The sequence below is a fragment of the Burkholderia sp. LK4 genome, assembly GCF_001043615.1.
GTDB classification, from domain to species: Bacteria; Pseudomonadota; Gammaproteobacteria; order Burkholderiales; family Burkholderiaceae; genus Burkholderia; species Burkholderia cepacia.
This window is the reverse complement of the sequence record NZ_LDUL01000008.1, coordinates 52,466-78,817: the sequence shown is the minus strand read 5'-3', so window position 1 is coordinate 78,817 and position 26,352 is coordinate 52,466. Positions and strand designations below refer to the sequence as shown.

The 26,352-nt window shown below is 67.0% G+C and carries 29 protein-coding genes and 1 tRNA gene; 19 read left to right on the top strand and 11 right to left on the bottom strand.

Features of this window, described 5'->3' with window-relative positions; translation table 11 throughout:
- The first annotated feature begins 106 nt into the window (after window positions 1-106).
- Both VK92_RS03980 and VK92_RS41510 read left to right on the top strand, forming a co-directional pair.
- Window positions 107-1,048: an Abi family protein gene (locus VK92_RS03980; protein WP_048024752.1), complete on the top strand. Its 942-nt coding sequence runs from the start codon at window positions 107-109 to the stop codon at window positions 1,046-1,048.
- A gap of 131 nt (window positions 1,049-1,179) precedes the next feature.
- Window positions 1,180-1,395, top strand: a complete 216-nt coding sequence (locus VK92_RS41510) for a hypothetical protein (protein WP_131723265.1) — start codon at window positions 1,180-1,182, stop codon at window positions 1,393-1,395.
- A gap of 90 nt (window positions 1,396-1,485) precedes the next feature.
- Here the strand turns inward: VK92_RS41510 and VK92_RS03970 are convergent, their stop codons facing one another.
- Window positions 1,486-2,763, bottom strand: coding sequence for a haloacid dehalogenase-like hydrolase (locus VK92_RS03970; RefSeq protein ID WP_048024753.1), 1,278 nt, complete (start codon window positions 2,761-2,763; stop codon window positions 1,486-1,488).
- Between the two features lie 432 nt (window positions 2,764-3,195).
- On the opposite strand from VK92_RS03970, the gene VK92_RS03965 reads away from it, so the two are divergent.
- The 6 genes from VK92_RS03965 to VK92_RS03940 all read left to right on the top strand — a co-directional run bounded on the left by VK92_RS03965 (window position 3,196) and on the right by VK92_RS03940 (window position 8,548).
- The gene (locus tag VK92_RS03965) at window positions 3,196-4,092 is read left to right on the top strand and encodes a M24 family metallopeptidase (RefSeq protein ID WP_048024754.1); all 897 of its coding nucleotides are present in this window, start codon (window positions 3,196-3,198) and stop codon (window positions 4,090-4,092) included.
- Window positions 4,093-4,136: 44 nt separating this feature from the next.
- Entirely contained in the window at window positions 4,137-5,924 is a 1,788-nt protein-coding gene (locus tag VK92_RS03960; RefSeq protein ID WP_048024755.1) for an SDR family oxidoreductase, read from the top strand.
- Between the two features lie 30 nt (window positions 5,925-5,954).
- A complete protein-coding gene (locus VK92_RS03955; protein ID WP_021163287.1) occupies window positions 5,955-6,860 on the top strand; it encodes a metal-dependent hydrolase in 906 nt (301 codons plus the stop codon).
- A 79-nt stretch (window positions 6,861-6,939) separates the two neighbouring features.
- Window positions 6,940-7,227, top strand: a complete 288-nt coding sequence (locus VK92_RS03950) for a hypothetical protein (protein WP_021163286.1) — start codon at window positions 6,940-6,942, stop codon at window positions 7,225-7,227.
- Between the two features lie 251 nt (window positions 7,228-7,478).
- Window positions 7,479-7,856, top strand: coding sequence for a DUF2917 domain-containing protein (locus VK92_RS03945; RefSeq protein ID WP_048024804.1), 378 nt, complete (start codon window positions 7,479-7,481; stop codon window positions 7,854-7,856).
- Between the two features lie 314 nt (window positions 7,857-8,170).
- Window positions 8,171-8,548 (top strand): DUF2917 domain-containing protein, encoded by a 378-nt coding sequence (locus VK92_RS03940; RefSeq protein ID WP_048024756.1) that lies wholly within the window; start codon window positions 8,171-8,173, stop codon window positions 8,546-8,548.
- Window positions 8,549-8,696: 148 nt separating this feature from the next.
- Here VK92_RS03940 and VK92_RS03935 read toward each other — a convergent pair whose 3' ends face one another.
- On the bottom strand, window positions 8,697-8,975 hold the full coding sequence (locus tag VK92_RS03935) for a hypothetical protein (RefSeq protein ID WP_006480752.1): 279 nt from the start codon (window positions 8,973-8,975) through the stop codon (window positions 8,697-8,699).
- An 831-nt stretch (window positions 8,976-9,806) separates the two neighbouring features.
- On the opposite strand from VK92_RS03935, the gene VK92_RS03930 reads away from it, so the two are divergent.
- Entirely contained in the window at window positions 9,807-11,108 is a 1,302-nt protein-coding gene (locus VK92_RS03930) for an NCS2 family permease (protein ID WP_021163282.1), read from the top strand.
- A 90-nt stretch (window positions 11,109-11,198) separates the two neighbouring features.
- Here VK92_RS03930 and VK92_RS42780 read toward each other — a convergent pair whose 3' ends face one another.
- The 3 genes from VK92_RS42780 to VK92_RS03920 form a co-directional block, all read right to left on the bottom strand.
- Window positions 11,199-11,348, bottom strand: a complete 150-nt coding sequence (locus VK92_RS42780) for a tetratricopeptide repeat protein (protein ID WP_231600652.1) — start codon at window positions 11,346-11,348, stop codon at window positions 11,199-11,201.
- Between the two features lie 337 nt (window positions 11,349-11,685).
- On the bottom strand, window positions 11,686-11,973 hold the full coding sequence (locus tag VK92_RS03925; RefSeq protein WP_011354308.1) for a DUF1488 domain-containing protein: 288 nt from the start codon (window positions 11,971-11,973) through the stop codon (window positions 11,686-11,688).
- A 240-nt stretch (window positions 11,974-12,213) separates the two neighbouring features.
- On the bottom strand, window positions 12,214-12,405 hold the full coding sequence (locus VK92_RS03920) for a DUF2964 family protein (RefSeq protein WP_011354307.1): 192 nt from the start codon (window positions 12,403-12,405) through the stop codon (window positions 12,214-12,216).
- Window positions 12,406-12,922: 517 nt separating this feature from the next.
- Between VK92_RS03920 and VK92_RS03915 the strand changes: the two genes are divergently transcribed.
- From VK92_RS03915 to VK92_RS03885, 8 genes are all read left to right on the top strand, one after another.
- Entirely contained in the window at window positions 12,923-14,827 is a 1,905-nt protein-coding gene (locus VK92_RS03915; protein WP_048024757.1) for a sigma-54-dependent Fis family transcriptional regulator, read from the top strand.
- An 82-nt stretch (window positions 14,828-14,909) separates the two neighbouring features.
- Complete coding sequence (locus tag VK92_RS03910; RefSeq protein WP_048024758.1) at window positions 14,910-15,212, top strand: 2Fe-2S iron-sulfur cluster-binding protein; 303 nt, start codon at window positions 14,910-14,912, stop codon at window positions 15,210-15,212.
- Between the two features lie 56 nt (window positions 15,213-15,268).
- Window positions 15,269-15,763 carry an SRPBCC family protein gene (locus VK92_RS03905; RefSeq protein ID WP_048024759.1) on the top strand — a complete coding sequence of 165 codons (495 nt, stop codon included), beginning with the start codon at window positions 15,269-15,271 and terminating at the stop codon, window positions 15,761-15,763.
- A gap of 92 nt (window positions 15,764-15,855) precedes the next feature.
- Entirely contained in the window at window positions 15,856-16,233 is a 378-nt protein-coding gene (locus VK92_RS03900) for a DUF2946 domain-containing protein (RefSeq protein ID WP_048024760.1), read from the top strand.
- A 302-nt stretch (window positions 16,234-16,535) separates the two neighbouring features.
- The gene (locus VK92_RS03895; RefSeq protein WP_048024761.1) at window positions 16,536-16,901 is read left to right on the top strand and encodes a copper resistance CopC family protein; all 366 of its coding nucleotides are present in this window, start codon (window positions 16,536-16,538) and stop codon (window positions 16,899-16,901) included.
- A gap of 80 nt (window positions 16,902-16,981) precedes the next feature.
- On the top strand, window positions 16,982-17,428 hold the full coding sequence (locus VK92_RS03890) for a copper chaperone PCu(A)C (protein WP_048024762.1): 447 nt from the start codon (window positions 16,982-16,984) through the stop codon (window positions 17,426-17,428).
- Window positions 17,429-17,459: 31 nt separating this feature from the next.
- Window positions 17,460-17,633, top strand: a complete 174-nt coding sequence (locus VK92_RS42375; protein ID WP_021163271.1) for a hypothetical protein — start codon at window positions 17,460-17,462, stop codon at window positions 17,631-17,633.
- 98 nt (window positions 17,634-17,731) lie between these two features.
- A complete protein-coding gene (locus tag VK92_RS03885) occupies window positions 17,732-18,361 on the top strand; it encodes a LysE family translocator (RefSeq protein WP_048024763.1) in 630 nt (209 codons plus the stop codon).
- 40 nt (window positions 18,362-18,401) lie between these two features.
- On the opposite strand, the gene VK92_RS03880 is transcribed toward VK92_RS03885, so the two are convergent.
- Window positions 18,402-19,727 carry a leucine-rich repeat-containing protein kinase family protein gene (locus tag VK92_RS03880; RefSeq protein WP_048024806.1) on the bottom strand — a complete coding sequence of 442 codons (1,326 nt, stop codon included), beginning with the start codon at window positions 19,725-19,727 and terminating at the stop codon, window positions 18,402-18,404.
- Window positions 19,728-19,878: 151 nt separating this feature from the next.
- Between VK92_RS03880 and VK92_RS03875 the strand changes: the two genes are divergently transcribed.
- Window positions 19,879-19,963: transfer RNA gene (locus VK92_RS03875), tRNA-Leu, on the top strand.
- 266 nt (window positions 19,964-20,229) lie between these two features.
- On the opposite strand, the gene VK92_RS03870 is transcribed toward VK92_RS03875, so the two are convergent.
- The 3 genes from VK92_RS03870 to VK92_RS03865 all read right to left on the bottom strand — a co-directional run bounded on the left by VK92_RS03870 (window position 20,230) and on the right by VK92_RS03865 (window position 22,080).
- Entirely contained in the window at window positions 20,230-20,715 is a 486-nt protein-coding gene (locus tag VK92_RS03870; protein ID WP_131723266.1) for a hypothetical protein, read from the bottom strand.
- Between the two features lie 217 nt (window positions 20,716-20,932).
- A complete protein-coding gene (locus VK92_RS41505; protein WP_131723267.1) occupies window positions 20,933-21,151 on the bottom strand; it encodes a hypothetical protein in 219 nt (72 codons plus the stop codon).
- A 38-nt stretch (window positions 21,152-21,189) separates the two neighbouring features.
- Window positions 21,190-22,080, bottom strand: coding sequence for a LysR substrate-binding domain-containing protein (locus tag VK92_RS03865; RefSeq protein WP_048024765.1), 891 nt, complete (start codon window positions 22,078-22,080; stop codon window positions 21,190-21,192).
- Window positions 22,081-22,218: 138 nt separating this feature from the next.
- Between VK92_RS03865 and VK92_RS03860 the strand changes: the two genes are divergently transcribed.
- Window positions 22,219-23,460: an MFS transporter gene (locus VK92_RS03860; protein ID WP_048024766.1), complete on the top strand. Its 1,242-nt coding sequence runs from the start codon at window positions 22,219-22,221 to the stop codon at window positions 23,458-23,460.
- Between the two features lie 109 nt (window positions 23,461-23,569).
- Here the strand turns inward: VK92_RS03860 and VK92_RS03855 are convergent, their stop codons facing one another.
- Window positions 23,570-24,817 carry an MFS transporter gene (locus tag VK92_RS03855; RefSeq protein WP_048024808.1) on the bottom strand — a complete coding sequence of 416 codons (1,248 nt, stop codon included), beginning with the start codon at window positions 24,815-24,817 and terminating at the stop codon, window positions 23,570-23,572.
- A 22-nt stretch (window positions 24,818-24,839) separates the two neighbouring features.
- Entirely contained in the window at window positions 24,840-26,351 is a 1,512-nt protein-coding gene (locus VK92_RS03850; RefSeq protein WP_048024767.1) for a PepSY-associated TM helix domain-containing protein, read from the bottom strand.
- Between the last annotated feature and the right edge of the window lies 1 nt (window position 26,352).

Sequence of the window (26,352 nt, the reverse complement as noted above, 5' to 3'; positions counted from 1 at the left end):
TCGATACCGACCGGCGCCCCCATCTGCCGAATGGTATGGAAGGTGGCCGCTTACGGTCCGATGGCGTATACAACGAGATCCTCATGCATGGCAGTACGGATCGACGATGGGCAAGACTCGGACAAGGAAGACGGCACCGGCGACGCCAACCAGGGCCTATGGCAAGGTGGCCCTCAGTGCCGAGGAAACGCTTCATCGGCTGTGGCAACGCGGCCTGCGCATCGACGATCGCCCGGCGAACTTGCGCATGCTCCGGTCGATCGGCCATTTCCGGTTGCTGGTCTACATGCGGCGGTTCCAGAACCCCACGACCAGGCGATTCTGGCCTCGAACCCGATTCTCCGACATCGTTGAACTCTACGCATTCGATCGACGTCTGCGCTCGATCACGATGGACGCGGTCGAGCGCATCGAGGTTGCGCTGCGCGCCGCACTCAGCAATCCCCTCGCAATCGACTACGGCAGCCACTGGTACGTCGAGAGGGACCGTTTCGTCGACCTGCGCCACTACGCGCGCGTTCTGGATCAGATCGCCCGGGAGTGTGAAACCCGGAAGGGTTCGGCACTGACTCACTACTATCGGACCTATGCCAGCCCCGACCTGCCGCCGATCTGGCTGGTCTGCGAGCGGCTGAGCCTGGGCGCATTGTCCCGAATTTTCAGTGCGCTCTCGATGCGCGACCGCAAGGTCGCCGGACGCCATGCGTGGCCGGACATCCCTGATACGGTGCTCACCAGCTGGCTGCAATCGCTCACCGACCTGCGCAATGCGTGTGCGCACCACGCCCGGCTTTGGGGAATGAAGCTGACGGTATCGCCTCCCGCCAAGCCGGCCGGGCGAACGCTTGCCCGGTATGCTCCGGAAATGACCCGGCCGGAGACGTTCTACGCCCGCGCAACGATGATGAAGGCCCTGCTCGACCCACTCGGTCATGGGAGCGAATGGCGCGAAGCCTTGCGAGCGACGTTGACGGGGTGTGAGCACGTGGACGCGGTGGCCCATCTCGGCTTCACGACCGATTGGCATTCGACGCCGGCGTGGCGGTGAGTTCAGGGCGGATACAACCGAACACGCGGCAGGATGCCCGTCATGCATCCGTTTTCGACACGATGCATTTTGACATTCGTTCGATACTTCGCTAGGATTGCCGATGAAAACGCTGGGGACGCCTCTCGACGATGCGCAACACTTCAGACGGCAAAAGGACGCGCAAGCGTCCTTTTTTATTGCCCGCCTCCTTCGTTGCGAGCTCGATCCGCTTCCCTCCCCGGATTCGGTACCACTCCCGCACCCGATCGATCGTCCGGCGCTTCTCCTTCATTTTCGTGTTTCCGCTGCCGATCGATCTGCTGGGGGCGTTGCTGGATCGGCCGGGTACGCCGCGCGAGCGCTGAGACACGCGAGTTCCGGCTCGCGCGACGCGCCGCCGTCGATCCCCCCGGATGCCGGACGCCGGGCCGCCACGGCCCGGCATCAAGCACACGTCAGGCCAGCAGCTTGCGCTCGGTCTTGCCGTACTTGATCGACTTCTCGTCGGGAATCATCAGGCCCGTGTGCTCGTCGCGGCCCTGCAGCAGGAAACGCGCATCCGGCTGGCCGATCTGCCCGGCCGCGAGCTTGCTGTCCGCGCCGATCTCGCCCTTCTTCATCCGGTTGACGATCACGCCGGCAGCGGTGTCCTTGAAGTCGCGCAGCATCCACGCGTCGCCGTCGCTGTCGCCGAACACCAGCAGCGGGCCGTAGCCCTTCTTCGATTCGAGCACGTTGCGGATACCCACCGTCTTGCCGGGCCCCCAGTTGAAATGCCAGCCGGCCGGATAGGTGCTCGTGTACTTGCCGTCCTGCATGTCGAGGCGCAGGCCGATCACGTTTTCAGGCGGCACGCCGTAGCCGTAGTTCGGATTGCCGGCGAACACGCGCACCACATCGTCGAGCGACGCGGTGCTCACGTACACGTCGATGCCGTTCGCGCGCAGCGTGTGCATCACCGCGCGGATTTCCTCATGGATGCGAATGCCGTGGAAATGCGTATCGGCGACGACGCCGGCCTTGCCCGGCAGCGTCTTCGGGCTTTCGTAGCGAACCTTGCGCAGCGCGTCGCCGATCCCGTAGTTGTCCGACGCTTCCGCCATCGCCTGCAGCTCGGCGGTCGTCATGTTCTTGTAGAAATAGATGATCCACTTGTAGCCGACTTCGAGCGGGTGCGTGTCGCAGATCGCGTCGTACATGAAGTACAGCTTCGCGCGGAAATCCTTGAACTGGTCGGTCTCGTGAATCTCGTCGAGGCTCTTGCTGCCGCCGAAACCCTTGTAGTTCGCGTAGAGCCAGCGGTAGTCGGATTCGACGTCGGCGGCGAGATCCTCCATCGTCACCGGCTTGCCGTCGACGGTCGTGTAGTCCTTCATGAACGTGCCCTTCGGCACGTCCTTCCACATCACGCCGACGAATTCGTCCGGTGTCAGCTTGTATTGCAGATGGTTGATCTGGTACATCAGCAACGCCTCTTCGCAGTCGTTCATGATGCACGTGTTGTCCCAGTCGAACACCGCGTACGGGCGGCGCTTTTCGTCGTAGCGCGCGCTCGCGACGCCATGCTGGTCGAGCACCGCCTGCAGGCGCGCGGCGTTGAACGGCGACCAGCGGCCCGGGTCCAGCGCGTCCGGCGCGGTGGCGCTCTTTGCGTCGGCGGTGCCGGCCTTGAGCATCAGCGACGTCGCAGCGGTCGCCGCGGCAAGGGTGTTCATGAACTGGCGGCGTTGCATGGTCTCTCTCCGTGGAAATGTCGAATCGGTTCCGGTCACTGCCCCGTGCGGCGCACTGGCGGGTCATCGCCACCGCGAAGCCGGGACTGCCTCGAATCGGGGGACGAATGATGTGACGAAATTATTTCGGCAATTTGACAGCGTCACGCCGCCACACGACGGCGAGTTGATCCGGCGCGACATGCCGGGCATCACGAAGCGATCGAACACGGCCGTCCGGGCCGGCGACGCACCCGCTCGCGACATCGTCCGGAAACCTAGAGGCTCCCCTCCATTTCCCCCTGCCATTAGGACAAATCCTCACGTCCCGGCACGTGGAACCGTCTATGATCGTTACATTGATCAATGACACATTAAATGCTGACTGAATAACCCGCGACGGCGACGCCGGCGGACGGATTCCGGATCAGCGCCCCCCCTTGGAGACGCATCATGGCCGACCACTCGCTGCCGGAAGTCCACCTCGACGAGCTGCCGCAATTCCGCGCGGTCCAGCAGCTTGCGTACCGCTGTGTCGAGACCGTCGGCGCGATGCTCTACCCCGGCATCACCGAAAAGGAAGCCGCACGCCTCCTGACCGAATGGCTGCAGGACAACGGCGTACACGACTGGCTGCACAAGCCGTTCGCGTGGTTCGGCGACCGCACCGCGTTCGAAGGCTTCTCGGGCCTCAAGCACATGGGCGGCTTCAATCTCGCGTTCTTCCCGAGCAACCGCCAGCTCGAAACCGACATGCCGGTGATCCTAGACGTCGCGCCGGTGCTCGACGGCATCGTGGCCGACGTCGGCTACGCGCACTGCCTCGGCCAGAACCCGATCCTCGAGCAGTTGCAGGACGACCTGATGGACCATCGCGACCTGATCGTGCGGCTCGTGAAGGCGCGCCGGCCGATGGCCGAGGTCGCGCAGGAAGTCGACGCGCTGTGCCGCCGCCAGGGTGTCGAGCCGCGCCACAAGGCCTATCCGTTCAAGGTGCTCGCGCATCGCGTCGCGAAGATCCACAAGCTGTCGAAGCCGCGCTTCGTCGCGCGCTTCGGGCTGAACGCGACGCGCAACCTGCTGCTCGACCAGGGCCGCGCGGCGAAACGGCAAGGCTGGTCGCCGCTGTGGTCGATCGACCGCCGCTCCGAGCATGCGCCCGTGCCGGGCCTGTGGGCCGTCGAACCGCATCTCGGCTTCGCCGGTGTCGGCGCGAAATTCGAGGAGCTGCTCGTGATCACCGAAGACGACGCGTACTGGCTCGACGAAGACCTGCCGCACGTGCGCCGCTGGCAGCGCCGTCAGGCCGAGCGTGCGCAGGCCGTCGCGACCGTACCGGCCGCCGCCTGACGCATCCTCGCCTTCTCCCCGACTCCCTGAACGACGGACTCACGATGCAGCCTCTTTCCAACGAAGCGCCGCTGGCCCTGTTCGAATCGGTTCATGGCGAAACGGCGGTCGCCTCCGGCGACCTGACGCTCGCGGTCAGGACCTGGGGCGACCCGGCCCGCTCGCCGGTCGTGCTCGTGCACGGTTATCCCGACGACAGCAGCGTCTGGCAGCACGTCGCGCCGCTGCTCGCGCGCAAGCACTACGTGATCGCATACGACGTGCGCGGCGCGGGCCTGTCCGGCGCGCCGAAGCGCACGGCCGACTACCACCTCGCGAAGCTGACCGACGATTTCGTCGCGGTGATCGACGCGCTCTGCCCCGGCCGCGCCGTGCATCTGGTCGCGCACGACTGGGGCTCGATCCAGGGCTGGGAATTCGTCACCGATCCGCGCCTTTCCGGCCGCATCGCGTCTTACACGTCGTGCTCGGGGCCGTGCCTCGACCATGTCGGCTTCTGGCTGCGCGAACGCGTGCTGCACCCGACGCCCGCGTCGCTCGCCAGGCTCGGCGGCCAGCTCGTGCGCTCGTGGTACGTGTACCTGTTCCACCTGCCGTTCATCCCCGAGCTCGGCTGGCGGCTGTGGCTCGGCCGCGCGTGGCCGCGCCTGCTGCGCCGGCTCGAGAAAACGCCCGTCGCGCCGCGTCCGACGCAAGCCGACGACGGCGCGCGCGGCGTGCGCCTCTATCGCGCGAACTTCATCCGCTGCCTGTTCGCGCCGCGCGAACGCCATGCGCATGCCCCGGTGCAGACGATCGTGCCGCTCGTCGACAAGTACGTGAGCCCCGCGCTGTCCGAGAACCTGTCGCGCTGGGTGCCGCAGTACTACCGCCGTGAGGTCGCGGCCGGCCACTGGCTGCCGCTCGCCGATCCGGCGCGCTTCGCGGATCTGGCCGGGCAACTGATCGACGCGGTCGAATCGGGCAACGAGCCGCCCGCGCTCGCGAACGCGCGCCGCCGCGCAACGAGCGGCCGCTTCAGCGGCAAGGTCGCGGTCGTCACCGGCGCGGGCAGCGGCATCGGCCGCTGCGCGGCGCTCGCGTTCGCGCGCGAAGGCGCGACGATCGTCGCTTGCGACATCGATCCCGCAAGCGCCGAACGCACCGCGCTGCTGATCGGGCTGACCGGCGCGCAGGCCCACGCGAAACGCGTCGACGTCGGGTCCGCCGACGAAATGGAAGCGCTGGCGACGTGGGTCGGCGACGAACTCGGCGGCGCCGACGTGGTGATCAACAACGCCGGCATCGGCATGGCCGGCGGCATCCTCGACACGAGCACGCGGCACTGGGAGCGCATCCTGCACGTGAACCTGTGGGGCGTGATCCACGGCTCGCGGCTGTTCGCGCAGCAGATGGCCGCGCGCGGCACCGGCGGGCACATCGTCAACACCGCGTCGGCCGCCGCGTTCGGGCCGTCGCGCGACCTGCCCGCGTATGCGACGACGAAGGCCGCCGTGCTGATGCTCAGCGAATGCATGCGCGCGGAGCTCGCGGAAAAAGGTATCGGCGTGACGGCCGTGTGCCCCGGCTTCGCGGAGACCGGAATCATGGCGTCGACGCAATACGCGGGCGCCAATGCCCAGGACGAAGCGCGGCTGCGCAAGCGCGCGACGAAGCTGTACCAGATGCGCGGCCTGAAACCCGAAACCGTCGCGCAGGCGATGGTCGACGGCGTGCTGCGCAACCGCCCCGTCGTCGCCGTCGGCGGCGAGGCGCACGCGATGCGCTTCGTCGGCCGCTTCATGCCGTGGCTCGGCCGGATGATCGCCCGCGTCAGCATGGCATCACATTGACGGCGCACGCCGCCGCACAGGGAGACAAAGATGACCGATACCGCCGACTATCACAAGATCAAGGCCCGGCACGTGAAGTTCGACTTCAGCGACACGCCGGTCACCTGGGTGCCGAACGACCCGGGCAGCACGCACATCATCAACACGCTGAACCTGCTGTTCCCGGAAGGCGAGCTGTGGTTCTGCCGCGTGTACAACAAGGCCTTGCCGCTGATCACCGACGCGCGCCTGCGCGACGAGGCCGAAGGCTTCCTGCGGCAGGAGGCCGTGCATTCGCGTTCGCACGGCGGCGTGCTGAAGCATTACTACGACCGGCACGGGATCGACACGAAGCCGTTCACGCAAAAGCTCAACCGGCTGTTCACGCGCGTGCTCGGCGAACAGCCGCTCGGGCTGAAGATCGGCCACACGCGTTTCTGGCTGCGGCAGCAGCTCGCGGTGATCGCGTCGCTCGAGCATTTCTTCGGTTATCTCGGCAACTGGGTGCTCAACGCGCACGGGCTCGACGAGGGGAAAGCCGATCCGACGATGGTCGACCTGCTGCGCTGGCACGGCGCGGAGGAGGTCGAGCACCGCACGGTCGCGTTCGACATCTACCGGCACATGGGCGGCACCTACCCGGAGCGCTGCGTGCACATGGCGTTCGTGATCCTGCTGCTGCTCTACTACATCACGACGGGCGCGAAGTTCATGTACCGGCGCGACCCGGACGCCGGCCGCTACCCGGGTTTCGTGCTCGCGTGGTGGCAAGGCTCGCGGCGCGGCCACCTGCCGTCGTTCTGGAAGGTGATCGGCGCGGCGCTGCGCTATTTCAAGCCCGGCTATACGCCGCATCACGAAGGCTCGACCGAACAGGCGCTCGCGTACCTCGCCCGCTCGCCGGCCGCACAGGCGGCCGCGCACGGCGGCAACTGGGGCACGGCGAAGGGCGCCTGAGCGGGTTTCTTGCCGGCTCCACGGGCGGCGCCCGCCGAAATGCGTACAATCGCGGCTTCAATTTCCCGGAGGTGCCGCGATGGCCATGAAGAAAACCGATCTCGAAAAGAACAAGGCGCTCAAGCTGACGCACGCGATGAAGCAGTCGAGCTCAGCACGTTTCGGCAAGGGTGCCGAAGAAGTCGCCAAGCTCGACCGCCGCGCGCAGCGCAAGCTCGACCAGGAACAGGGCCTCGTGCCGTTCGCATGCAAGCTCAACGCCGAACTCGTCGAACAGCTGAAGGCGCGCGCGGCCACGCACCCGGAAGGGATGACGGGCCTGCTGTCCGAGCTGCTCGTGAACGGCCTCGCGCAACGCGACGCGTAACCGTCACGTATCTCGAAATTTCCGTTGACATCGATGCGCTGCCACGACACACTCGTTCGCATGCTTATGCTCAAGCCCGCCGCCATCGCGCATGAAAACCGAGTGAACGCCCATCCGTGGCGAGCACCGGAGGCGCTTGTGCGTTAGCATCGAGATTCAGTTGCGCATGTCACAAGGCCTCGCCGGAAGCGGATGAGGCCTTTTTGTTTTGGTGCGCGTCATCCCGCCCGGCTCAACGGAAGGAGATGACGATGGACCAAGCAAGCCGGCTGGTTGTCTGCCCCGATCGGTGCCGCACCGATGCGATCGCGTTGCCGCGGGTCGTGATCCAGTTCACGGTCGCGCCGCGCAAGACGTTGGCGTGGCGCGCGCAAAACGATGCCGAGATTCGCGTGCACGACGCGACACTGTGGGTCACGCGGCTGGGCAGCGTCGACGACTACTGGATACGAACCGGCGACGTGCTGCGCGTGCGGCGCGGCGATCGCATCTGGATAAGCACCGACGACACCCGTCCGGCCGAAGCATCGATCACGACCGCGTACGCGACGGGACGCGGCGCATGGCTGGCGCATGCGCTCGCGCGAATGCGCAGCCTGTTGCGCGAACGATGTCGAAGTCGCTCATGACGAACGTGTCGCGACGCATGCGATCCGGGAGCGCGGCCGCTTGCGCGCAGCCTCCGACGCATCCCCTGCACTATCTCGAAAATTGTCGTTGACAACGCCGTTCCACGAAGACAAACTCGTTCGCATGCCTACGTACACGCTCGTCTCCGCCTCGATTCATCGATCGATGAACATTCGAAAGAATGGTTCACGGGAGGCGCTTGTGCGTTAGCAATCGGGCAGTACCGCATGTCACACAAGGCCTCGCCGGAAACGGATGAGGCCTTTTTGTTCTGGTGCGCGTCATCCATCCGGCTCAATCACTGGAGAAGACGATGGACCAGGCAAGCCCGCTGTTTGACCGTCCCGATCGGCGCCACGCCGGCACGATCGCGTTACCGACTGTCGTGATCCGTTTCGCGGTCGCGCCGCGCACGACGATGACCTGGCGCGCGCCGCGGGACGCGGAGCTGCGCACGCATGGCGCGGCGCTGTGGGTCACGCGCCCGCCGAGCGTCGACGATTGCTGGGTGCAGCCCGGCGACGTGCTGCGCATCGCACGCGGCGAACGCATCTGGCTCGGCACCGTTGCCGACGACCGGCTGGCCGAAGCGACGCTCACGACCGCATACGTGCGTCGCGGCGAGCGCTTCAGGCGCACGCTCGCACAAGTGCAACGTTTGCTCTTCGGGATAGCGGGCAGGAGCGGATGAGCGACGTGCCGTCAGGCACGCGAGACGCGGAACGGCCGCGACCGGAAACGGACGCACCCGCGGCATGAGGCGCCGCGGGTGCGCATCGAATGACGCGGCACGCCGGTGCGTGCCGCGAGCGATCGCGCGCCGCGATGCAGCTGGTGCATCAGGTGCTGGCGGCGAGACGCGGGCCCGTGCTGCGGGGAGTGGAATCGAGGTCGGGGCGTTGCGCTGCCTGCGAGGTCACCCACGGATCGATGCCCTGCTTCTGCACCTCTTCGAGGAATGACACACGTGTGCGCCAGTAATCCGCTTGTAATTTCGCGTCGATGACGCGCTGTTCGGCAGCGAACAGTTCCATGCGCGCCGTCACGAGCATCGACGCAGCGGTTTTTTCCGGCGTGGGGGCGTGTCGCATCGCCCAACGGCTGATCCAGTTCAACATGCTGACCTCCGTGATTACGGACGAACCCGCATCGGGCAATCGCAACCGGCCGTGCCTGCCCGAACGCGCAACGGCCTTGACCGCACTTCACCGCCCGGCCTGCACGGACTGCGACTCCCCCGCGTCGGCAATTACCGGCCGGCGTGTGCATGCGCGGTGTATCTATCCTAGAAAGACTTGCCGGTTTATGCGATGGGGTCTTGCAATCTTTTACACAGAAACCACAGTCGCCCCCGCATCGCGAAATGACAGTTGCGGGCGGGACGGCTTCGGCGCACGATAGCGCGATATCTGCTCCCCCTGGCCTGAAGAATGGCCGCCGCACGCCGCTGCCAGGCCTCCGCGCCGGCCGCGCACGTGCTGCCTGCCCCGCGTTCGTGCAGCATGCGGGCGATCCGTTTCAGCCGGATGTCATCCCGCACCCGCCACGCGCACCACACCGCGCGCCGCTTTGTGCGTCCGCCTGCACGTCCGGCTTGCACTCGGTTATCTCGTTGTTGCGCACGTTGTTGCGCACGCATCGGCCGGCTCCGTTCGCTGGTGTTGCTTCCTTGCCTTGCTCCCGTTTCCGCCATTTCTTCCGGTTCGTTCCACCCGAACCGGTAAAATGCGCGCCTTCGCCGCGCGGCCGGGCTGCCAGACCGTTCGCGCGCGGGCAGCCGACCGATCTTGCGATCGTGCCCTCCAACTATATCGTCCGAGCTATCCGCGCTATTACAATCCGCCGATAGCCGGGCAATAGTGGCTGGTTACATTAAGCCGGCCGTCCGCTGCCTGTACAACAATTCGGCACAACAAGCAACACGACAACCCGACCGGAGAAACGCCTTCATGGAATCCATCAAGCGGTATTTCGGCTTCGCTGAAGCCGGCACCGACTTCCGCACCGAAATACTCGCGGGCGTCACCACGTTCCTGACGATGGCCTACATCATCTTCGTCAACCCCGCGATCCTCGGCGACGCCGGCATGCCGAAGGAATCCGTGTTCGTCGCGACCTGCCTCGTCGCGGCGCTGGCATCGATCATCATGGGGCTGTACGCGAACTACCCGATCGCATGCGCGCCCGGCATGGGCCTGAACGCGTATTTCGCGTACACGGTCGTCAAGGGGATGGGCTTCACGTGGCAGGCCGCGCTGGGCGCGGTGTTCATCTCCGGCTGCCTGTTCCTGCTCGTCACGCTGTTCCGCGTGCGCGAGGCGATCGTCAACGGCATTCCGAAATCGCTGCGGATCTCGATCACCGCGGGTATCGGCCTGTTCCTCGGCATCATCTCGCTGAAGACGTCGGGCGTGATCGTCGGCAACCCGGCCACGCTCGTCACGCTCGGCGACCTGCACAAGCCGACGACGATCCTCGCGATCATCGGCTTCTTCACGATCGTCACGCTCGACCACCTGCGCGTGCGCGGCGCGATCCTGATCGGCATCATCGGCGTGACGATCCTGTCGTTCTTCTTCGGCGGCAACCAGTTCCACGGCGTGTTCTCCGCGCCGCCGTCGATCGATGCGACGCTGTTCAAGCTCGACATCGGCGCCGCGCTGTCGACCGGCATCATCAACGTGATCCTCGTGTTCTTCCTCGTCGAGCTGTTCGACGCGACCGGCACGCTGATGGGCGTCGCGAACCGCGCGGGCCTGCTCGTCGAAGGCAAGATGAACCGCCTGAACAAGGCGCTGCTCGCCGACAGCACGGCGATCGTCGCGGGCTCGGTGCTCGGCACGTCGTCGACCACCGCGTATATCGAAAGCGCATCGGGTGTGCAGGCCGGCGGCCGCACGGGCGTGACGGCCATCACCGTCGCGGTGCTGTTCCTCGCGTGCCTGTTCATCGCGCCGCTCGCCGGCGTCGTGCCGGCGTATGCGACGGCACCGGCACTGCTGTACGTGTCGTGCCTGATGCTGCGCGAAATGGTCGAGGTGCCGTGGGACGATGCAACGGAAGCCGTGCCGGCCGCGCTCACCGCGCTGCTGATGCCGTTCACGTACTCGATCGCGAACGGCGTCGCGTTCGGTTTCATCGCTTACGGCGGCCTGAAGCTGCTGACGGGCCAGGCCCGCTCGGTCAAGCCGATCGTGTGGATCATCGCGGCCGTGTTCCTGTTCCGCTTCTTCTATCTCGGCAGCGAGTGACGGTCGCACTTCGGCGCGATGCTCGACGAACGAACGCCACCTTCGGGTGGCGTTTTCGTTGGGCGGGCCGCGCAGGCCCGCCCGCGCGCATCACGGCGTCGCGACGCCCTCGAGTTCCTCGTCGTACAGCCGCTGCGCCAGCGGCGGATTCAGCGTCTTGACGCGGCGGTACAACTGCATCGCGTCATCGATCCGCCCGGTGCGGCGATAGACGACCGCCAGGTTGGCGATCACGTTCACGTGTGCGTCGTCGGGATACGCGGTTCATGCCCTCGAAGATCCCGACCGCCGCATCGGGCCGGTTGCCGCGGATCGCCGCGATGCCCGTTGCCTCGAGCGCCAGCCGGTTCGCCGGATCTAGCTTCAACGCCTGATTCGAATGATTTTCTCTGCGATCCTGACGAATCGATACGCCGGGTCGTGCCGGCACACCAGCAGCCGGCCGGGCGCGGCAGCAATCCGGTGCGCCCCGCATACGAAAATGCCGCCCGGGCACGCCGAACGGCATCGCATGAAAGGCAACGTCTTCGCGTGCGCGGCGTTCAGCGACGCGCGCAGCAAGACGGGCGTCGTGTCGTCAGCGCCAGTTGGCCTCGTAGAAGCGGACGTAGCCGCTGCGCAGCGTCACGCATTGCGCGCGCGTCTCCGACAGCAGGCGCCGTGCAGCCGCCTCGATACGGTCGCGGTGCTGGTCGAATGCACCGACCATGTCCTCGAAGCGCGGCGAAGCCGCACCGAAGTGGTCTTCCAGTGCCTCGGCGGTGATCTGACATTGAACGCGCTCGCCATTCACCAACGCCGTGAACGCAAGCATCAGGTCGCGCCCCGAATACTCGGGCTTCTCGTTCGTGAAATGGATTTGCATGGGACCCGCCTCGACCGGTAGAAAACGAATGACCGCGTCCGTCGTCCGCCACCGGCCGGACGAAATGTACGCGGGCTCGCCGGCGGGGGCACGGCCCACGGGTAATGGCGCGGGTAATGCATGCCGGTTGCTTTCCACTTTAGACGGTTTCGCGCGGGAGACAAAATTTACGGCGTGCGTCGTTCCGACGCGCATTTCATCTGATCAGCGCGGCATCCGGCACCGTTTCGGAGACCGGCGTCAGTGAGGATCGTTGGGCCAGACGTTGAGCGCGATTGCGGCCGTCGTGGCGCCGACCGCAATCGCGGCCGCCCCGTATCGCACCGCATCGGTCAGATCGAACAGCAGCCCGTGGATCGCCACGGCAATGCCGCCCAGCATGATGAATGTGGCGATGGCCGCCAGCACGACTCTCAGTTCCGTCCGAACCATGATGCGTCTCCCGAACGGATGCATGTCGCGTCGCATGCATGTTGCAATGCGGAACACGGCGCGTGCGTGCTCCGTTTCCATCATTGCAGGCGGGTATTTAAAAGCAAGTGGATTTTGTACGCGGTCGCACATCGCACGCGGCGCTTGTATGATGTTGTGTGCCCGGATGGCCGGCGTTCGCGCGTCGATGGTGCGCCGCACGCGCAGGCGGGAACCGGTAGAGAAATCCGGCGAGCACGTGTGTGCCGGATCGGCCGGATTCGAGGAGCGTGGGGCTTGGGTGGCGCTAAAACGCGAACTCGGGTCGACCGCGAAGCATGGGACCCGAGCAAGCGCTAAAGCGCCAACTCTGGTCGACCGCGAAGCATGGGACCCGAGCAAGCGCTAAAGCGCCAACTCTGGTCGACCGCGAAGCATGGGACCCGAGCAAGCGCTAAAGCGCCAACTCTGGTCGACCGCGAAGCATGGGACCAGAGTAAGCGCTAAAGCGCTAACTCTGGTCGACAGGAGACAAGTCATGCCGCAACCTTTCGTGCTGCCCGCCACCGCGGGTCGCACCGACCTGCTCGCGCAGGCGCATGCGCGTTCGACCGCGGTCGGCCTGCGCGCGCACGAACGCCCCGATTTCTCGCCGCTGTCGCGCCTCGCGCTGCGCGAACTGCTCGACACGAATCACGCGCTGTTCTCGCACGCCCGCCCGGTAATGGAGAACCTCCACGCGCAAATCGCCGACACGCAAAGCCTCGTGCTGCTGACCGACGCGGACGGCGTCATCCTGCACAGCATCGGCGACGCGGACTTCATCGAAAAAGCCAACCGCGTCGCGCTGTGCACGGGCGTTTCGTGGGCGGAAGGCGCACGCGGCACCAACGCGATCGGCACCGCGCTCGCATCGGGCCAGGCCGTCGCCGTGCACGGCGACGAACACTTCCTGCGCGCCAACCACATCCTCACCTGCTCATGCGCGCCGATCTTCGACCCGTTCGGCCGCACGCTCGGCACGCTCGACGTCAGCGGCGATCCGCGCGGCTCGAGCCCGCACACGCTCGCGCTCGTGCGGATGTCCGCGCAACTGATCGAGAACCACCTGTTCGCGAACCAGTGCGCGGAAGCCCTGCGGCTGCGCTTTCATGCGCACGAGGAATGCGTCGATTCACTGTTCGCCGGGCTCGTCGCCTTCGGCCCCGACGGGGGCCTGATCGCCGCGAACCGCAGCGCACAATTCCAGCTCGGCGCGTCGTTCGACGCACTGCAACATCAGGCCAGCGACGCGCTGTTCGGCATGCGCTTCAGCCAGCTCGCGCAGCAGGCGGCACGTGCACCCGGCGCAATGTTCCGCCTCACGCTGTCGACCGGGGTACGCGTGCTGGCGCGCTGCGAATTCGCGGAAGCGCACAAGACCGCCGTCGCCGTCACGCCGCCCGCGCCCGCCGCACGCGTGCGCACACCGGACCCCGATGCGATCACGTTCGCGACGCTCGACACGGGCGACGCACGCATGGCCGCCGTGCTCGAACGCGTCGCGAAGATCCGCGGGCGCGACCTGCCGCTGTTGATCCTCGGCCAGACCGGCACCGGCAAGGAATGGCTCGCCCGCGCACTGCACCAGGCATCGCCTCGCGCGGACGGCCCGTTCGTCGCGGTCAACTGCGCGGCGCTGCCCGATTCGCTGATCGAGGCCGAGCTGTTCGGCTACGAAGACGGCGCGTTCACCGGCGCGCGCAAGCGCGGCAGCCCCGGCAAGATCGTGCAGGCCGATGGCGGCACGCTGTTTCTCGACGAAATCGGCGACATGCCGCTCGCGCAGCAGGTCCGGCTGATGCGCGTGCTGCAGGAACGCGCGGTGATGCCGCTCGGCGGCGCGCGCGCGGTGCCGGTCGACGTGCGCGTGGTCTGCGCGACCCATCGCGACCTGCGCGCGATGATCGCGGAAGGCACGTTCCGCGAAGACCTGTTCTACCGGATCAACGGGCTCGCGGTCACGCTGCCGGCGCTCGCCGCACGCACCGACCTGCCTGCGCTCGTCGAGCGGATTCTCGCGCGGCTCGCGCGCAGCGAACCGATGCCGCGCCGCATCGCGGCCGACGTGCTCGACGCGTTCACGCGCCACCGCTGGCCCGGCAACCTGCGCCAGATGACCAACGTGCTGCGCACGGCCGGCATGCTGGCCGAGGACGAAGACGAAATCACGCTCACCCATTTGCCCGACGATTTCTGGCTCGACTGCGACGACGCACCGGCGGCGCCGTCATCCGCGGCACCGGCCGCATCGGCCGGCTCGCACGAAGGCACGACGCTGCAACACCATCAGGCCGCGGTGATCGATGCCGTGCTGGCACGGCATGGCGGCAACGTGTCGGCGGCCGCGCGCGAGCTCGGCCTCGCCCGCAATACCGTGTACCGGCACCTGCGCCGGCATTGACGCCGGCGGCTGGCCGACGCCGGCCGCCAGCCCGTTCGGGTATGCTTGGCGCGTTGCCGCCGAATCGCCGCCCGCCTTCGCCATGACCCATCCGGAACACCTTCCCCTCGTGCGCATCGAGCCGCTCGGCGCGACCTTCGATGCACCCGATTCGCTCACGCTGCTCGAAGCCGCCGCGTTCGCGCGCGTGTCGCTGCCGCGTTCGTGCCGCAACGGCACATGCCGAAGCTGCCTTTGCCGGATCGTCAGCGGCAGCGTACGCTACACGATCGAATGGCCGGGGCTGAGCCGCGAAGAAAAAGTCGACGGCTATACGCTGCCGTGCGTGGCCGTCGCGACTTCTGACCTCGTGCTCGACGTGCCCGACGCGGTCATGCTCGACTAGACGCGGCCCGCGGTCGCGTGCCGTCCGGCAAAGGTTGATCCTGTGTGGAGAACGTCATGACCCAGCAAACCGATCGCATCGAGAAACAGGCCCTGCTCGACGCATCGCCCGACCGCGTGTGGGAAGCCGTCAGCAATTCCGGCGAATTCGGCCAGTGGTTCGGCGTCTCGTTCGACGGGCCGTTCGCGGCCGGCCAGCCGCTGTTCGGCCGCATCACGCCGACCCGCGTCGACGACGACGTCGCCAAGGCGCAAGAGCCCTATGCGGGCACTGTGTTCGAAATCGTCGTCGATCGCGTCGAACCGAAGCAACTGTTCTCCTTTCGCTGGCATCCGTTCGCGATCGACCCGAATGTCGATTACACCTCCGAGCCGATGACGCTCGTCACGTTCGCGCTCGCGGCGCAGGCCGGCGGCACGCTGCTCACGGTCACCGAAACGGGCTTCGATCAGTTGCTCGAAACGCGCCGCGCGAAGGCACGCGAGATGAACGATCAGGGCTGGGCCGCGCAGATGACGCTGATCGCGAAATACCTGGCCACGCACGCGTAGCGCGCCGCAACGTCGCACCGCCGTGTCGACATGCGACTCGACGTGCGTGGCATAATCCGCTCCATCGTCGCCCCTACGCCGCCGCGCATCGCATGCTGAGTCGTCGTCTCCGGAAGATCGGCAGTCTGATCGGGATGCTCGCCATCCTGATGACGGCGCTCGCGCCGACGATCTCGCAGGCCCTGACGACGCAGCAGCGCGTCGATACGCTGCTGGCCGGCTACTGCACGGCCGCGCCGGCCACCGGCGAGCGCGCCGCCGATGCGTCGCGGAAGAGCCTGCAGGCCCACCTCCAGGCATGCGGCTACTGCAGCCTGCTCGCCCATACGCCCGCACTGCCCGCGCCCGAACTGACGTTCGCGGCCAACGTCCACATCATTCAGCATCGCGAAGCGACCCGCTTCGAAAGCCTGCGCCGCGCGCTGCCGCTCACGGCCGCGCAACCGCGCGCCCCTCCGTTCACGTCCTGATTCGTCGTCAACGCCCGTGATGCCGTAGCGCATCGCGTGGCCCGCGCACGCCGCCGGCATGCGCGACGTGTCACGTTTCGAAGGACGATCATGTCTCACCGTATTGCGCGCGGCGTCGTTCCGTGCGTGCGGCCGCTTGCTGCCGGTGCGTACCGTCGCGCCCGCATTCGCCCGCGGGCAAACGCCTGGCCGTGCACGTTCGCGCCGGCGTCGGCCGCCATCGGTGCTGCTGCGATGGTGCGCGTGCATCCGTCCGTCGAATCCGTGTTGCTTCATCCGATTCGCCACTCGCACACTCAACCATGAAAACCGCCAATTTCATTCGCGGCACGCTCGCCGCACTCGGCTTCGTCGTCATCCAGGCCGCCCACGCACACGCACTCCCGAAGACGCAGGAACCGGCCGCCGGCGCCGCGCTCTCAACCGCGCCGCATGCGGTCTCGATCGGTTTCAGCGAAGCGCTCGAGCCCGCTTTCAGCTCGATCGCCGTGACCGACAGCCACGGGCAGTCGGTCGCCGACGGGAAATCGTCCGTCGACGCCGGCAACCGGAAACGCATGCACGTCGCGCTGGCCAGCCTGACCGCCGGCACGTACACGGTCACGTGGATCGCGGTGGCCAGCGATGGTCATCGCACGCAAGGCCACTACGCGTTCACGCTGAAATGACGTTCGCGAGCGCATCGGCGTTTCGTGCCGATCGCGTCGCCGCCGATACCCGCCGCATCCACCCATCAGGAGAACCAACCATGAAACGCCCGATTCCGACCGGCCTGCTGTTCGCACTGCTCGCGCTGCAGGCTCCCGCCACGTTCGCCGCGCCGGCCGTACAGGCAGAAAACTGCTGGATTCGTGCGATGCCGGCGACCGTGCCGTCGTCCGGCTACTTCACGCTGAAGAACGACGGCGACGCGCCCGCCACGCTGACGGGCCTCGACACGCCCGCATACGGAATGGCGATGCTGCATGAAACGCAAACGAACGGCAGCACCGCGAAGATGGTTCACGTCGACGCCGTCGAAGTGCCCGCGCACGGCACGGTGACCTTCAAGCCGAAGAGCTATCACGTGATGCTGGAGCAGCCGCGCCAGGCCGTCGCGCCCGGCGCGAAGGTGCCGTTCCGGCTGCGTTTTGCGGACGGCTCGACGGTATCCGTGACCTGCGACGCCAAGGCGCCGACCTACGCCGGCCAGTAACGCCGCCCGCCCCCGATCGAAGGAGACGCACATGAAACACCGCCTGCCGCTGGCCGACCTGATCGTCCGCTACCGGACGCCGCTGAACGTCGCCGTGCTGATCGTCTGCGGGATATGGGCCGGATGGATCGCGTGGATGACGCGGCCCGCCGCGATCGATACGCCGCCGTCGATCCCCGCCTACTGCATGCGCGACGCACGCTGACGCGCCGCGACGGCACGGTTCCGGGCAAGGCCGGGCCATATATTGGCGTGGCATCATCGCGTCATCCCGCCCGCCGGAACCGCCTCTCGGAGCGCCGCATGTCCTTTCAGACCTGGATGCTGTTTGCCGCAGCCTATCTCGCCACGACGCTGTCGCCGGGGCCCAACGTGCTGCTCGTCATCCGCAACACGGTGCGCTACGGCACGCACGGCACGGCCGCGACGATCGCGGGCAATCTCGTCGCGCAGGGCGTGGTCGTGGTGCTCGTCGCACTCGGCGTCGGCGCGGTGCTCGCCGCGATGCCGCCGCTGTTCGTCGCGATGAAGGTGGCCGGCGCCGCGTACCTGATGGTCCTGGGTGTCAGGCAACTGCGCGGCGAGCGCAAGGCCGGCACGTCGACCAGCGCGGCGGAGGTCGCCGCACCCGACCGCGGGAAGCTGTTCCGCGAAGCGCTGTTCGTGTCGGGCAGCAACCCGAAGACGATGATCTTCCTGTCGGCGTTCATGCCGCAGTTCATCGTGCACGACCGCCCGCTCGCGCTGCAGTTCGTCGTGATGTACGCGACGATCGCGTGCACCGTCGTGGTCGTTCACAGCGTCTATTCGGCCGGCGTGCGCCGGTTCCATCGCGGCTTCGGCATGAGCCGCGCGGTGCGTGCGCTCAAGCGCGCCAGCGGGCTGCTGTTCGTCGGGCTCGGGATCAAGCTGCTGACTGCGCGGCAGGCGTAAGCGCTCGTATTGTCGAGACCGAACCTGCCGCGCCGTCCCGTCAGCGTGTTTGCGCAGCCAGCGCGGCGGTGATCTCCACGAACGACGGCCGCGCGTCGACATCCTCGTTCAAACAGGCGGCTGCCAGCGCGTCGAGCGCGCGCCGGCCGGCCCACGCCTGTTGCCCGCATCGATCGAGCAACTCGCCGAGCAGGTAACCGAACGCACGCACCTCGAGGCGTTCGAACCGCGCACCGCGCATGCGGTCGTTCACGTCGTAGAGCGACGCCGCGCCGAAATCGCCGAGCAACGCGCCACCAGCATCGTCGTGCAGGATGTTGTGCGCATACAGGTCGCCGTGCATGATGCCGCGTTCGTGCAGATGGCCCGCGACCGACGCGATGCCGTGTGCGATTCGCAGCGCCGCGGCAGGCTCGAATTCCGTGCCGTCGGTATACACGTCACGCGTGCAGGTCGCGAAGCTCGGCGGCCCCGCGAGATTCGTCAGCGCAGGATCGACGAGTTCCATCACGAGGCCGTGCGTGCCGTCCGGGTGCCCGCGCACCTTGCCGATCACCGGGATCATGTTCGGGTGGCGGCCGGCATGCAGGCACGCGGCCATTTCGCAATCGGGCAGGCCGTCGCTCGTCACCGCGCCCTTGAACAGCTTGACGGCGACCGCGCGCGGCGCACGGTTTTCCGCCGTCCATTGCGCGCGGTAAATCACGCCCGATGCGCCTTCACCGAGCTTCTGCTCGCATGCGAGCGATGCCCAATCGACGTCGGCGATGTCCGGCTCCGCCGACGCCGCGGCTTCCGGTGCCGCGCCGAACGGATTGCCGGCGGCAGCAAGCCACGCGAGCCGCGGCAGGCGCAGCAGCCAGTCCGGCAGTTCGTCCAGGCGATTCGCCGACAGGCGCACCAGTTCGAGCGCGCGGCACGCTGCCAGCCCGGCCGGCAGCGTACGCAGCCGGTTGCCGGCGAGCATCAGCTTCTGCAAGCGCGAGCAATCGCCGATATCGGCGGGCAACTCGTCGATTGCGTTGTCGGTGAGGATCAGCCAGCGCAATGCGTGCGGCAGCGATCCACGCGGCACCGTTTGAATCCGGTTCGCCTTGAAGCCGATCATGTCGAGCCGTTCGCACGCGCCGAGCACGCTGGGGAACGCGGTGAAGCGGTTGCCGGAGGCGAACAGGATGCGCAGGCGATGCAGGCGCGGCAGGTCGTCCGGCAGCGCGGTGAGCGCATTGCCGGTCAGGTCGAGCACTTCGAGCGTGTCGGCGAGATCGAAAATCTCGCGCGGGAATGCCGTCAACCCGCATGCGAGCTTGAGTTGCCGTGCGCCGGCCAGTTGCCCGGCCTGCAGTTGTTCGAGGGTATGTGTCACGCGGAGAAAACGGGTTGCGGTTGCGGCGGCCATCGGGTCGATCGCCCGAATTCTACCGGGATCGCTTTCGCGCATCCGCCCATCGTGTCACACCCTCTTCACAAACGCGAAATGTGACGCTACAATTGCGCCCCTTGCAGTGCAATGCAGTGCCGACGTGGTGAAATTGGTAGACACGCTATCTTGAGGGGGTAGTGGCGAAAGCTGTGCGAGTTCGAGTCTCGCCGTCGGCACCAGATGCGGTTTAACCGCGTTTCGAGTTCAGCAGTCCCCGCCTGGCGTCGAGGTTCCGACGATCCAGCCGCCTCGCAACGAGGTTTTCGTCGTGATTCCTTCCTCATCGCCCGCCTGGCGCGGCATGTGCCAATTGCCGGCCGACAAGACCTGTCGGAGCATGGCCCACATCGATAACCGCACGCTCCCCTTTCCAGCTTGAAGTCCATTCGATCGGACACTGTCGGGAATGCTGCGCGTCACTCTTTACTGACGGCCCGGCCACGCGTCAGGACAAGTTGAAGACCTGACTGCAAGGCAGCTTTGCGCCGCTATCGATCGTCAGATTGAAGTACGGATTGCGATCGAGATGCCTTTCGTCCGCATCGGGATCGGGGATATTTCGAAATCGCTCGAAAACGAGCGTCTTGCCGTTCCGCAACCGTATCGACATGAACTTCATCGATTGATCGAATGTCGGCGTTCCCCATGACGAATCAATCGGCTTCCCGTCGCCAGCGGACAGGTAGACCGACAGGGTATTGCCCCACTCCTGACGGGGCACCACCTTCATCTGATCGGCATCCGCCTGAGGCACGCCAACACTGACGGAAAGTTTCTTCCCTCCCTTTGCCGTGCAAACGAACTCCTGATTGCCGCCGAATCGCTGCTGAAACGCGACGAACGGATCGGCGTTGCGTTGATCGGCCAGAACCGTCACCCCCCAGCAAGAAAGCACTGCGCCAGAAATCAAAAACCAGGCATTCCATTTCATTTGATCCAGACTCCCGTCACCTTTCTACCCTATTCGGGCTGATGTAATCACGCACGAACAACGGTCCGGGCAGTACGACCCCGGCCTGACCATGAGTCGATTCATCGGTCGTATCGTAGACGATCACGGCACCCTCGGGGGCATCATAGGGGCTGGTGATGTATGTGCAAGCAGGCAACCCGCTTCTGCCAGGCGTAGCGAATGAATAGTGAATCCCTCATCGATAAGCTTCACAACCGGTCACGACGATCATCGATTGCAAATTCCGGAATCCATCCTTTATTTTCATCTCGCGATCAACATCGACAGATTGCAGACCGCAGCGCGCAACAATTAGCAAAAATACGTCTTCATCGATATTGAAGTCATTCAAATGCGAAGACCAACGGCCCGTCGAATACGACATCATCGCGCTTCCAGCATGCTCGAAAAACACGACGCCACATCGCTACGCGGTTTTTGTTTCCGCCGCCCTCACACCGCCCCATCCTCTCCCGCCAGCAACAGGAAATTCCGGACCACCGCCGACGATTCATCGCATCGTGACGCAATGGCGAGCCGTGCCCGCAACGCATCCCCCGCCAACGGCCGATAAACGACTCCGGCAACCTGCACCTGCGTAATCGCCTTCGGCACGACCGACACGCCGAGCCCGGCCGCGACCAGCGTCACCGCGGACGCCATTTGCGGCGCGGGCTGCGCCATGCGCGGCTCGAACCCGGCGGCATTGCACGCGGCGACGATATGGTCGAACAGCGCGCCGCCGGCCTCCCTCGGCACCTGCACGAACGACTCGTCCGCCAGTTCCACGAGATCGATCCGCCGCCGCTGCGCCAGCCGGTGCGCAACGGGCAACGCGACGAACATCGGTTCGTCGTCCCAGTCGAGTAACCGCAACGTCGCGGCGGCCCGGCGTGCCGGCCGCACGATCGCGACGTCGAGGTGCCCGGCCTCCAGCGCCTCCAGCAGCATCCGCGACGCGGCCTCCTGCAACGTCAGCTCGGCATCCGGAAACGCTTCCCGAAAGCGCCGGATCAGGTCCGACACTTTCGAATTGAACGCCGCCGTCCCGGTGAAACCCACGCGCAGATGCCCGGTTTCCCCGCGCGCGGCCCGCCTTGCCGCGCGCACCGCACGCTCGGCGGCGTCGAGCACGCGGCGCGCTTCCTGCGCGAAGACCTCGCCCGCCAGCGTCAGCTCGGCGCCGCGCGCGGTCCGCCTGAACAGTTCCACATCGAGTTCGCTTTCGAGCGCCTTGATCTGCTGGCTCAACGGCGGCTGCCCGATGCCGAGCGCCTCTGCCGCCTTGGTGAAATTCGACGCGGCCGCCACGGCCAGAAAATAACGGAGATGCCGGAGTTCCATTCGTACGTGCTCTCACGGTGTGCCGGGTTGACTTACCAGCCAGTGGTTAAACATATCGCTGCGGTTACTTTCATATATTGGACATATACATGACCGTGCGCAAGAATTCAGGCATTCCTTCGCACATCGAGCGCAGTCATGTCCTCCCCTTCGCTTTCCCGTGCGCTGCCCGGCACGCAACAGGCCACGCCCGATGCGCTGCCCGCCGGCGTTTCCCCGCGCTCGGCCGCGTACAAGCGCATCGCTCTCGCGCTCTTCCTTGCCGGTTTTTCCACGTTCTCGCTGCTGTACTGCGTCCAGCCGCTGCTTCCCGCGTTCGCACGCGAGTTCGGGCTCGGCGCGGCCTCGAGTTCGCTCTCGCTGTCGCTGTCGACCGGGATGCTGGCGATCTCCATTCTGTGCGCCGGCGCGCTGTCCGAACGCGTCGGGCGGCGCGGGCTGATGTTCGCGTCGATGACGCTCGCCGCGCTGTTCAACGTGCTCGCCGCGCTGTCGCCCGACTGGAACCTGCTGCTGGTCTGGCGCGCGCTGGAAGGTTTCGCGCTGGGCGGCGTCCCGGCAGTCGCGATGGCGTATCTCGCCGAGGAAATCGCGTCGGAAGGGCTCGGTTTCTCGATGGGGCTCTATGTCGGCGGGACCGCGTTCGGCGGCATGGTCGGACGGATCGGCATGAGCATGCTGGAAGAGCACTTCTCGTGGCGCACGGCGATGCTGACGATCGGCGTCGTCGATCTCGTCGCGGCGGCCGCGTTCGTGATGCTGCTGCCGCCGTCGCGGCGCTTCGTGAAGCGCACCGACCTGACGCTGCGCCATCACGTCCGGCTGTGGGGCGAGCAACTGCGTCACGCGCGGCTCCCGTTCGTGTTCGCGATCGGCTTCCTCGTGATGGGCGCATTCGTGACGATCTACAACTACGCGGGGTTCCGGCTCACCGCGGCCCCGTTCAACCTGAGTGCGACCGCGTGCGGGCTGATCTTCGGCGCCTACCTGTTCGGGATGGTGTCGTCATCGAGCGCAGGCGCGCTCGCCGACCGCCTCGGCCGCGCACCGGTGCTCGTCAGCGGCGTGCTCGTGTTCGCGGCGGGCCTCGCGCTGACGCTGTCGCATTCGCTCGTCGCGATCGTCGTCGGCATCGTGCTCGTGACGATCGGCTTCTTCATTGCCCACTCGGTCGCGAGCGGCTGGGTGGGCTACCTCGCGGGGGCCGCGAAGGGGCACGCCGCGTCGCTGTACCTGCTTGCGTACTATCTCGGGTCGAGCGTGCTCGGGTCGATCGGCGGCACGTTCTGGCAACACGGCGCGTGGACGGGCGTCGCCGCTTACGTCGCGGTGCTGCTCGCGCTCGGGCTGCTGGCGGCGCGCCGGCTGGCACGGGCGTAATGGGTGTAGCAGACGTAATGGGCGCAGTGAGTGCAGTGAACGCCCCGCGCGATCCGGTCATTCGTCGCGAGCTTCAAGCGCGCGACGCATCAGGCCAGCCGCGCGCCGATCAAGACGCCAGCACATCATCCCCCTTCACCGCATACGCCGACTCGCGCCGCTTCAGCCGCATCGCGATCAGCGCCGCGAGCACCGCCAGCGCGGCGCCCGTGAGAAACCCGCCCGTATAACCGACTTTCGCGGTGAGCGACAAAATCGTCGACGACGCGATCAGCTCGCCGAGGTCGCGCGTGCTCTGCACGGCCGTCACGTCGGTGCCGGCCTGGTCGCTGCCACCCGCAAAGCGCATGCCGGCCGTCATGATCGACACCGACGTGATCCCGGTCGCCAGCGAACCGAGTACCGTGCACAGCCATGCCCACGACGGCGACACCGGCAGCCACCCGCCCGCCTGCGCGAACCATAGCAGCGCGGCCGCGCCCGCACAGCTCACGCCGGCCGTAAACGCGCGCCACAACCCGAGCCGCCTCACGAGCCACGCACCGCCGCCGCAACCGAGCACGACCGTCACGATGCCGCCGGCCATGCCGAGCTTGCCGATCGCGTCGAGCGTCCAGCCCGCGTCGTTGAGGAACAGCTTCGACAGGCCGAAGCCCGATACGGCCGTCATCGCCGACAGCAGCGCAAGCGACAGCAGCGACCACGAGCGCGGCCGCTTCGCGAAACGGACGAGGCTCGCATCATGCTCGGGCTTCGCGCGCGCACGATCCGCATCGCGCGGCAACACCCACAGCACGCAGACCAGGCTCGCGAGCGGCACGGCCGCCAGCGCGAGAAACGCGGCCCGCTGGCCGAACAGGCCGATCAGCGTCAACGTGCCGGCGCCGCCGCCGAAGAAGCCGATCATCACGCCCGCGATCTGGATCGCGTTGATCTTCGCGAGCGTGTCGCCGCTGAAGTGCTCGGCGGCCATCCCGTCGTTCGCGATGTCCTGGGTCGCGCTCGCAAGCGACGCGACGGCCAGCAGGCCGACCGCCCATCCGGCCGTCGCGACGGTCATCCCGATCTGCGCGAGGCTGCCGAGGCAGAGCACCACGAGCGTCTGCATCGGCAGCATCCAGCTGCGCCGCCGGCCGATGCGCGGCGACCAGCGGTTGTCGACGACAGGCGCCCACAGGAACTTCACGACCCACGGCAAACCGACGAGCGGCAGGAACGCCAGTGCATGAAGCGGTGCGCCGTCGTGGCGCAGCAGGGTCGGCATCGCATCCATCGCGATGCCGATCGGGATTCCCTGTGACAGGTAAAGCAGCGTGATCGTGATGACCAGGCGGCGATGTTCGAGCAGATCGCGCATCGAAGTCTCCAGTTGCATGAAATTAAAAAGGTTCGGCACCGGCCGGCACGCGCGCGCGCTGCATCGCATCGCGGCGCGGACGGCGCGCGGCACGCAGCAGCAATGCGCCGAACGCGACGAGGGCCGCGTCGATCGGCCAGTACACGGGTTCGCCCGCGCCGAGCAGCGCGATCGCGCAATGCGTCGCCCCGGCCAGTCCGTAAGCGGCGCCGGCCGCACGCATCAGCGTGCGCAGCCAGGCCGCGCGATCGGCCACGCAGGCCGCGAGCGCGAGTGCACCGCCCCACACGGCCCAGAACAGCATCGCGAGCACATGGTCGACGTGCACGCCGGCGGGCAACGCACGCCCCGCGAGCAGCAGGACGCCGCCGGCGAGGACCAGCCCGCCGCAGGTGCCGACGGCGACCGCGGCCAGCACGTTCGCCGAGCGGTCGTGCTGCGCCCGCCGCCGCTCGATCCACAGATGCAGCCCCGTCGCGCAGAGCGCGCACGCCGCGAGTCCCATCAGGAAATGCAGCACGCGCAGCACGCCGCCCATCGCACCGACCCAGCCGTATTGCGCGAAATGCAGCGGCTGCACCGCGATGAACGCGCGCAACCAGAAGCCTCGGCCGCGCGACGTGGCGTCCGCAAGCCATTGCCCGTCCACCGCGCGATACAGGTGGCGCTCGAACACCGCCGTGCTCGGCAGGCCGGCGGTCGTCCCGGCAATCTCGACACGCGCGTTCACGTCGCCCCACCGATGCAGCACGACGGCTTCGCGCCGGAAATACGGCGTGCGCGCCGCATCGCGCCGCAGCAGCGCCTCGAGATCGGGCGCGCGTTGCCACGCGCCGCCGGCGGCAGTCGGCGGCGGCCCGCCGAGCAGCTCGGCGAACGGGCGCTGCGGTTGCCCCGGATACGCGACGCCCGCAAGCGACACCGTGCCGAGCGCGCCCAGCCCCGACAACGCGCCGGTGAACGCGAACAGCACGAGCCACGGCGCGCCCCACAGGCCGATCCACGCGTGCAGGTCGAACAGCGCGGCGCGCAGCCCGCTGCCGCGCCGGATGCGCGCCGCGGCGGGCCAGCGCCGGTGATGCACGACCAGGCCCGCTACGATGAGCACGAGCAGCACGATCCCCCACAGGCTGACGAAGATCCGCCCGGGAAAGCCCGCGAACAGCGTCTTGTGCAGCGTGACGAGCAACGCCGCGCGTCCGCCGTCGGCCAGCCGCTCGCCCGTCGCCGGGTCGAGCGCCAGCGTGCAGGCCTGGCGCGCGTCGCAGAAACGGATCGCCGGATCGTCCGGTTGCGGCAGCACGATGCGTGCATCGCGCAACGGCACGCCGAGCGCCGCCGCGCGCGCGACGAGCGCATCGAGCGGCAACGCCGGTCGCGCAACGGCGACCGGCGGCGGCCGCCACCAGCCCTGCATCGAATCGGTCGCGAGACTCCACGTGCCGCTGAACAGCACGACGAACAGCACCACGCCGAACAGCGCACCGGCGCCGCGATGCAGCGCGCGCCAGCGCGAACGCGATGAAGCGTCCATG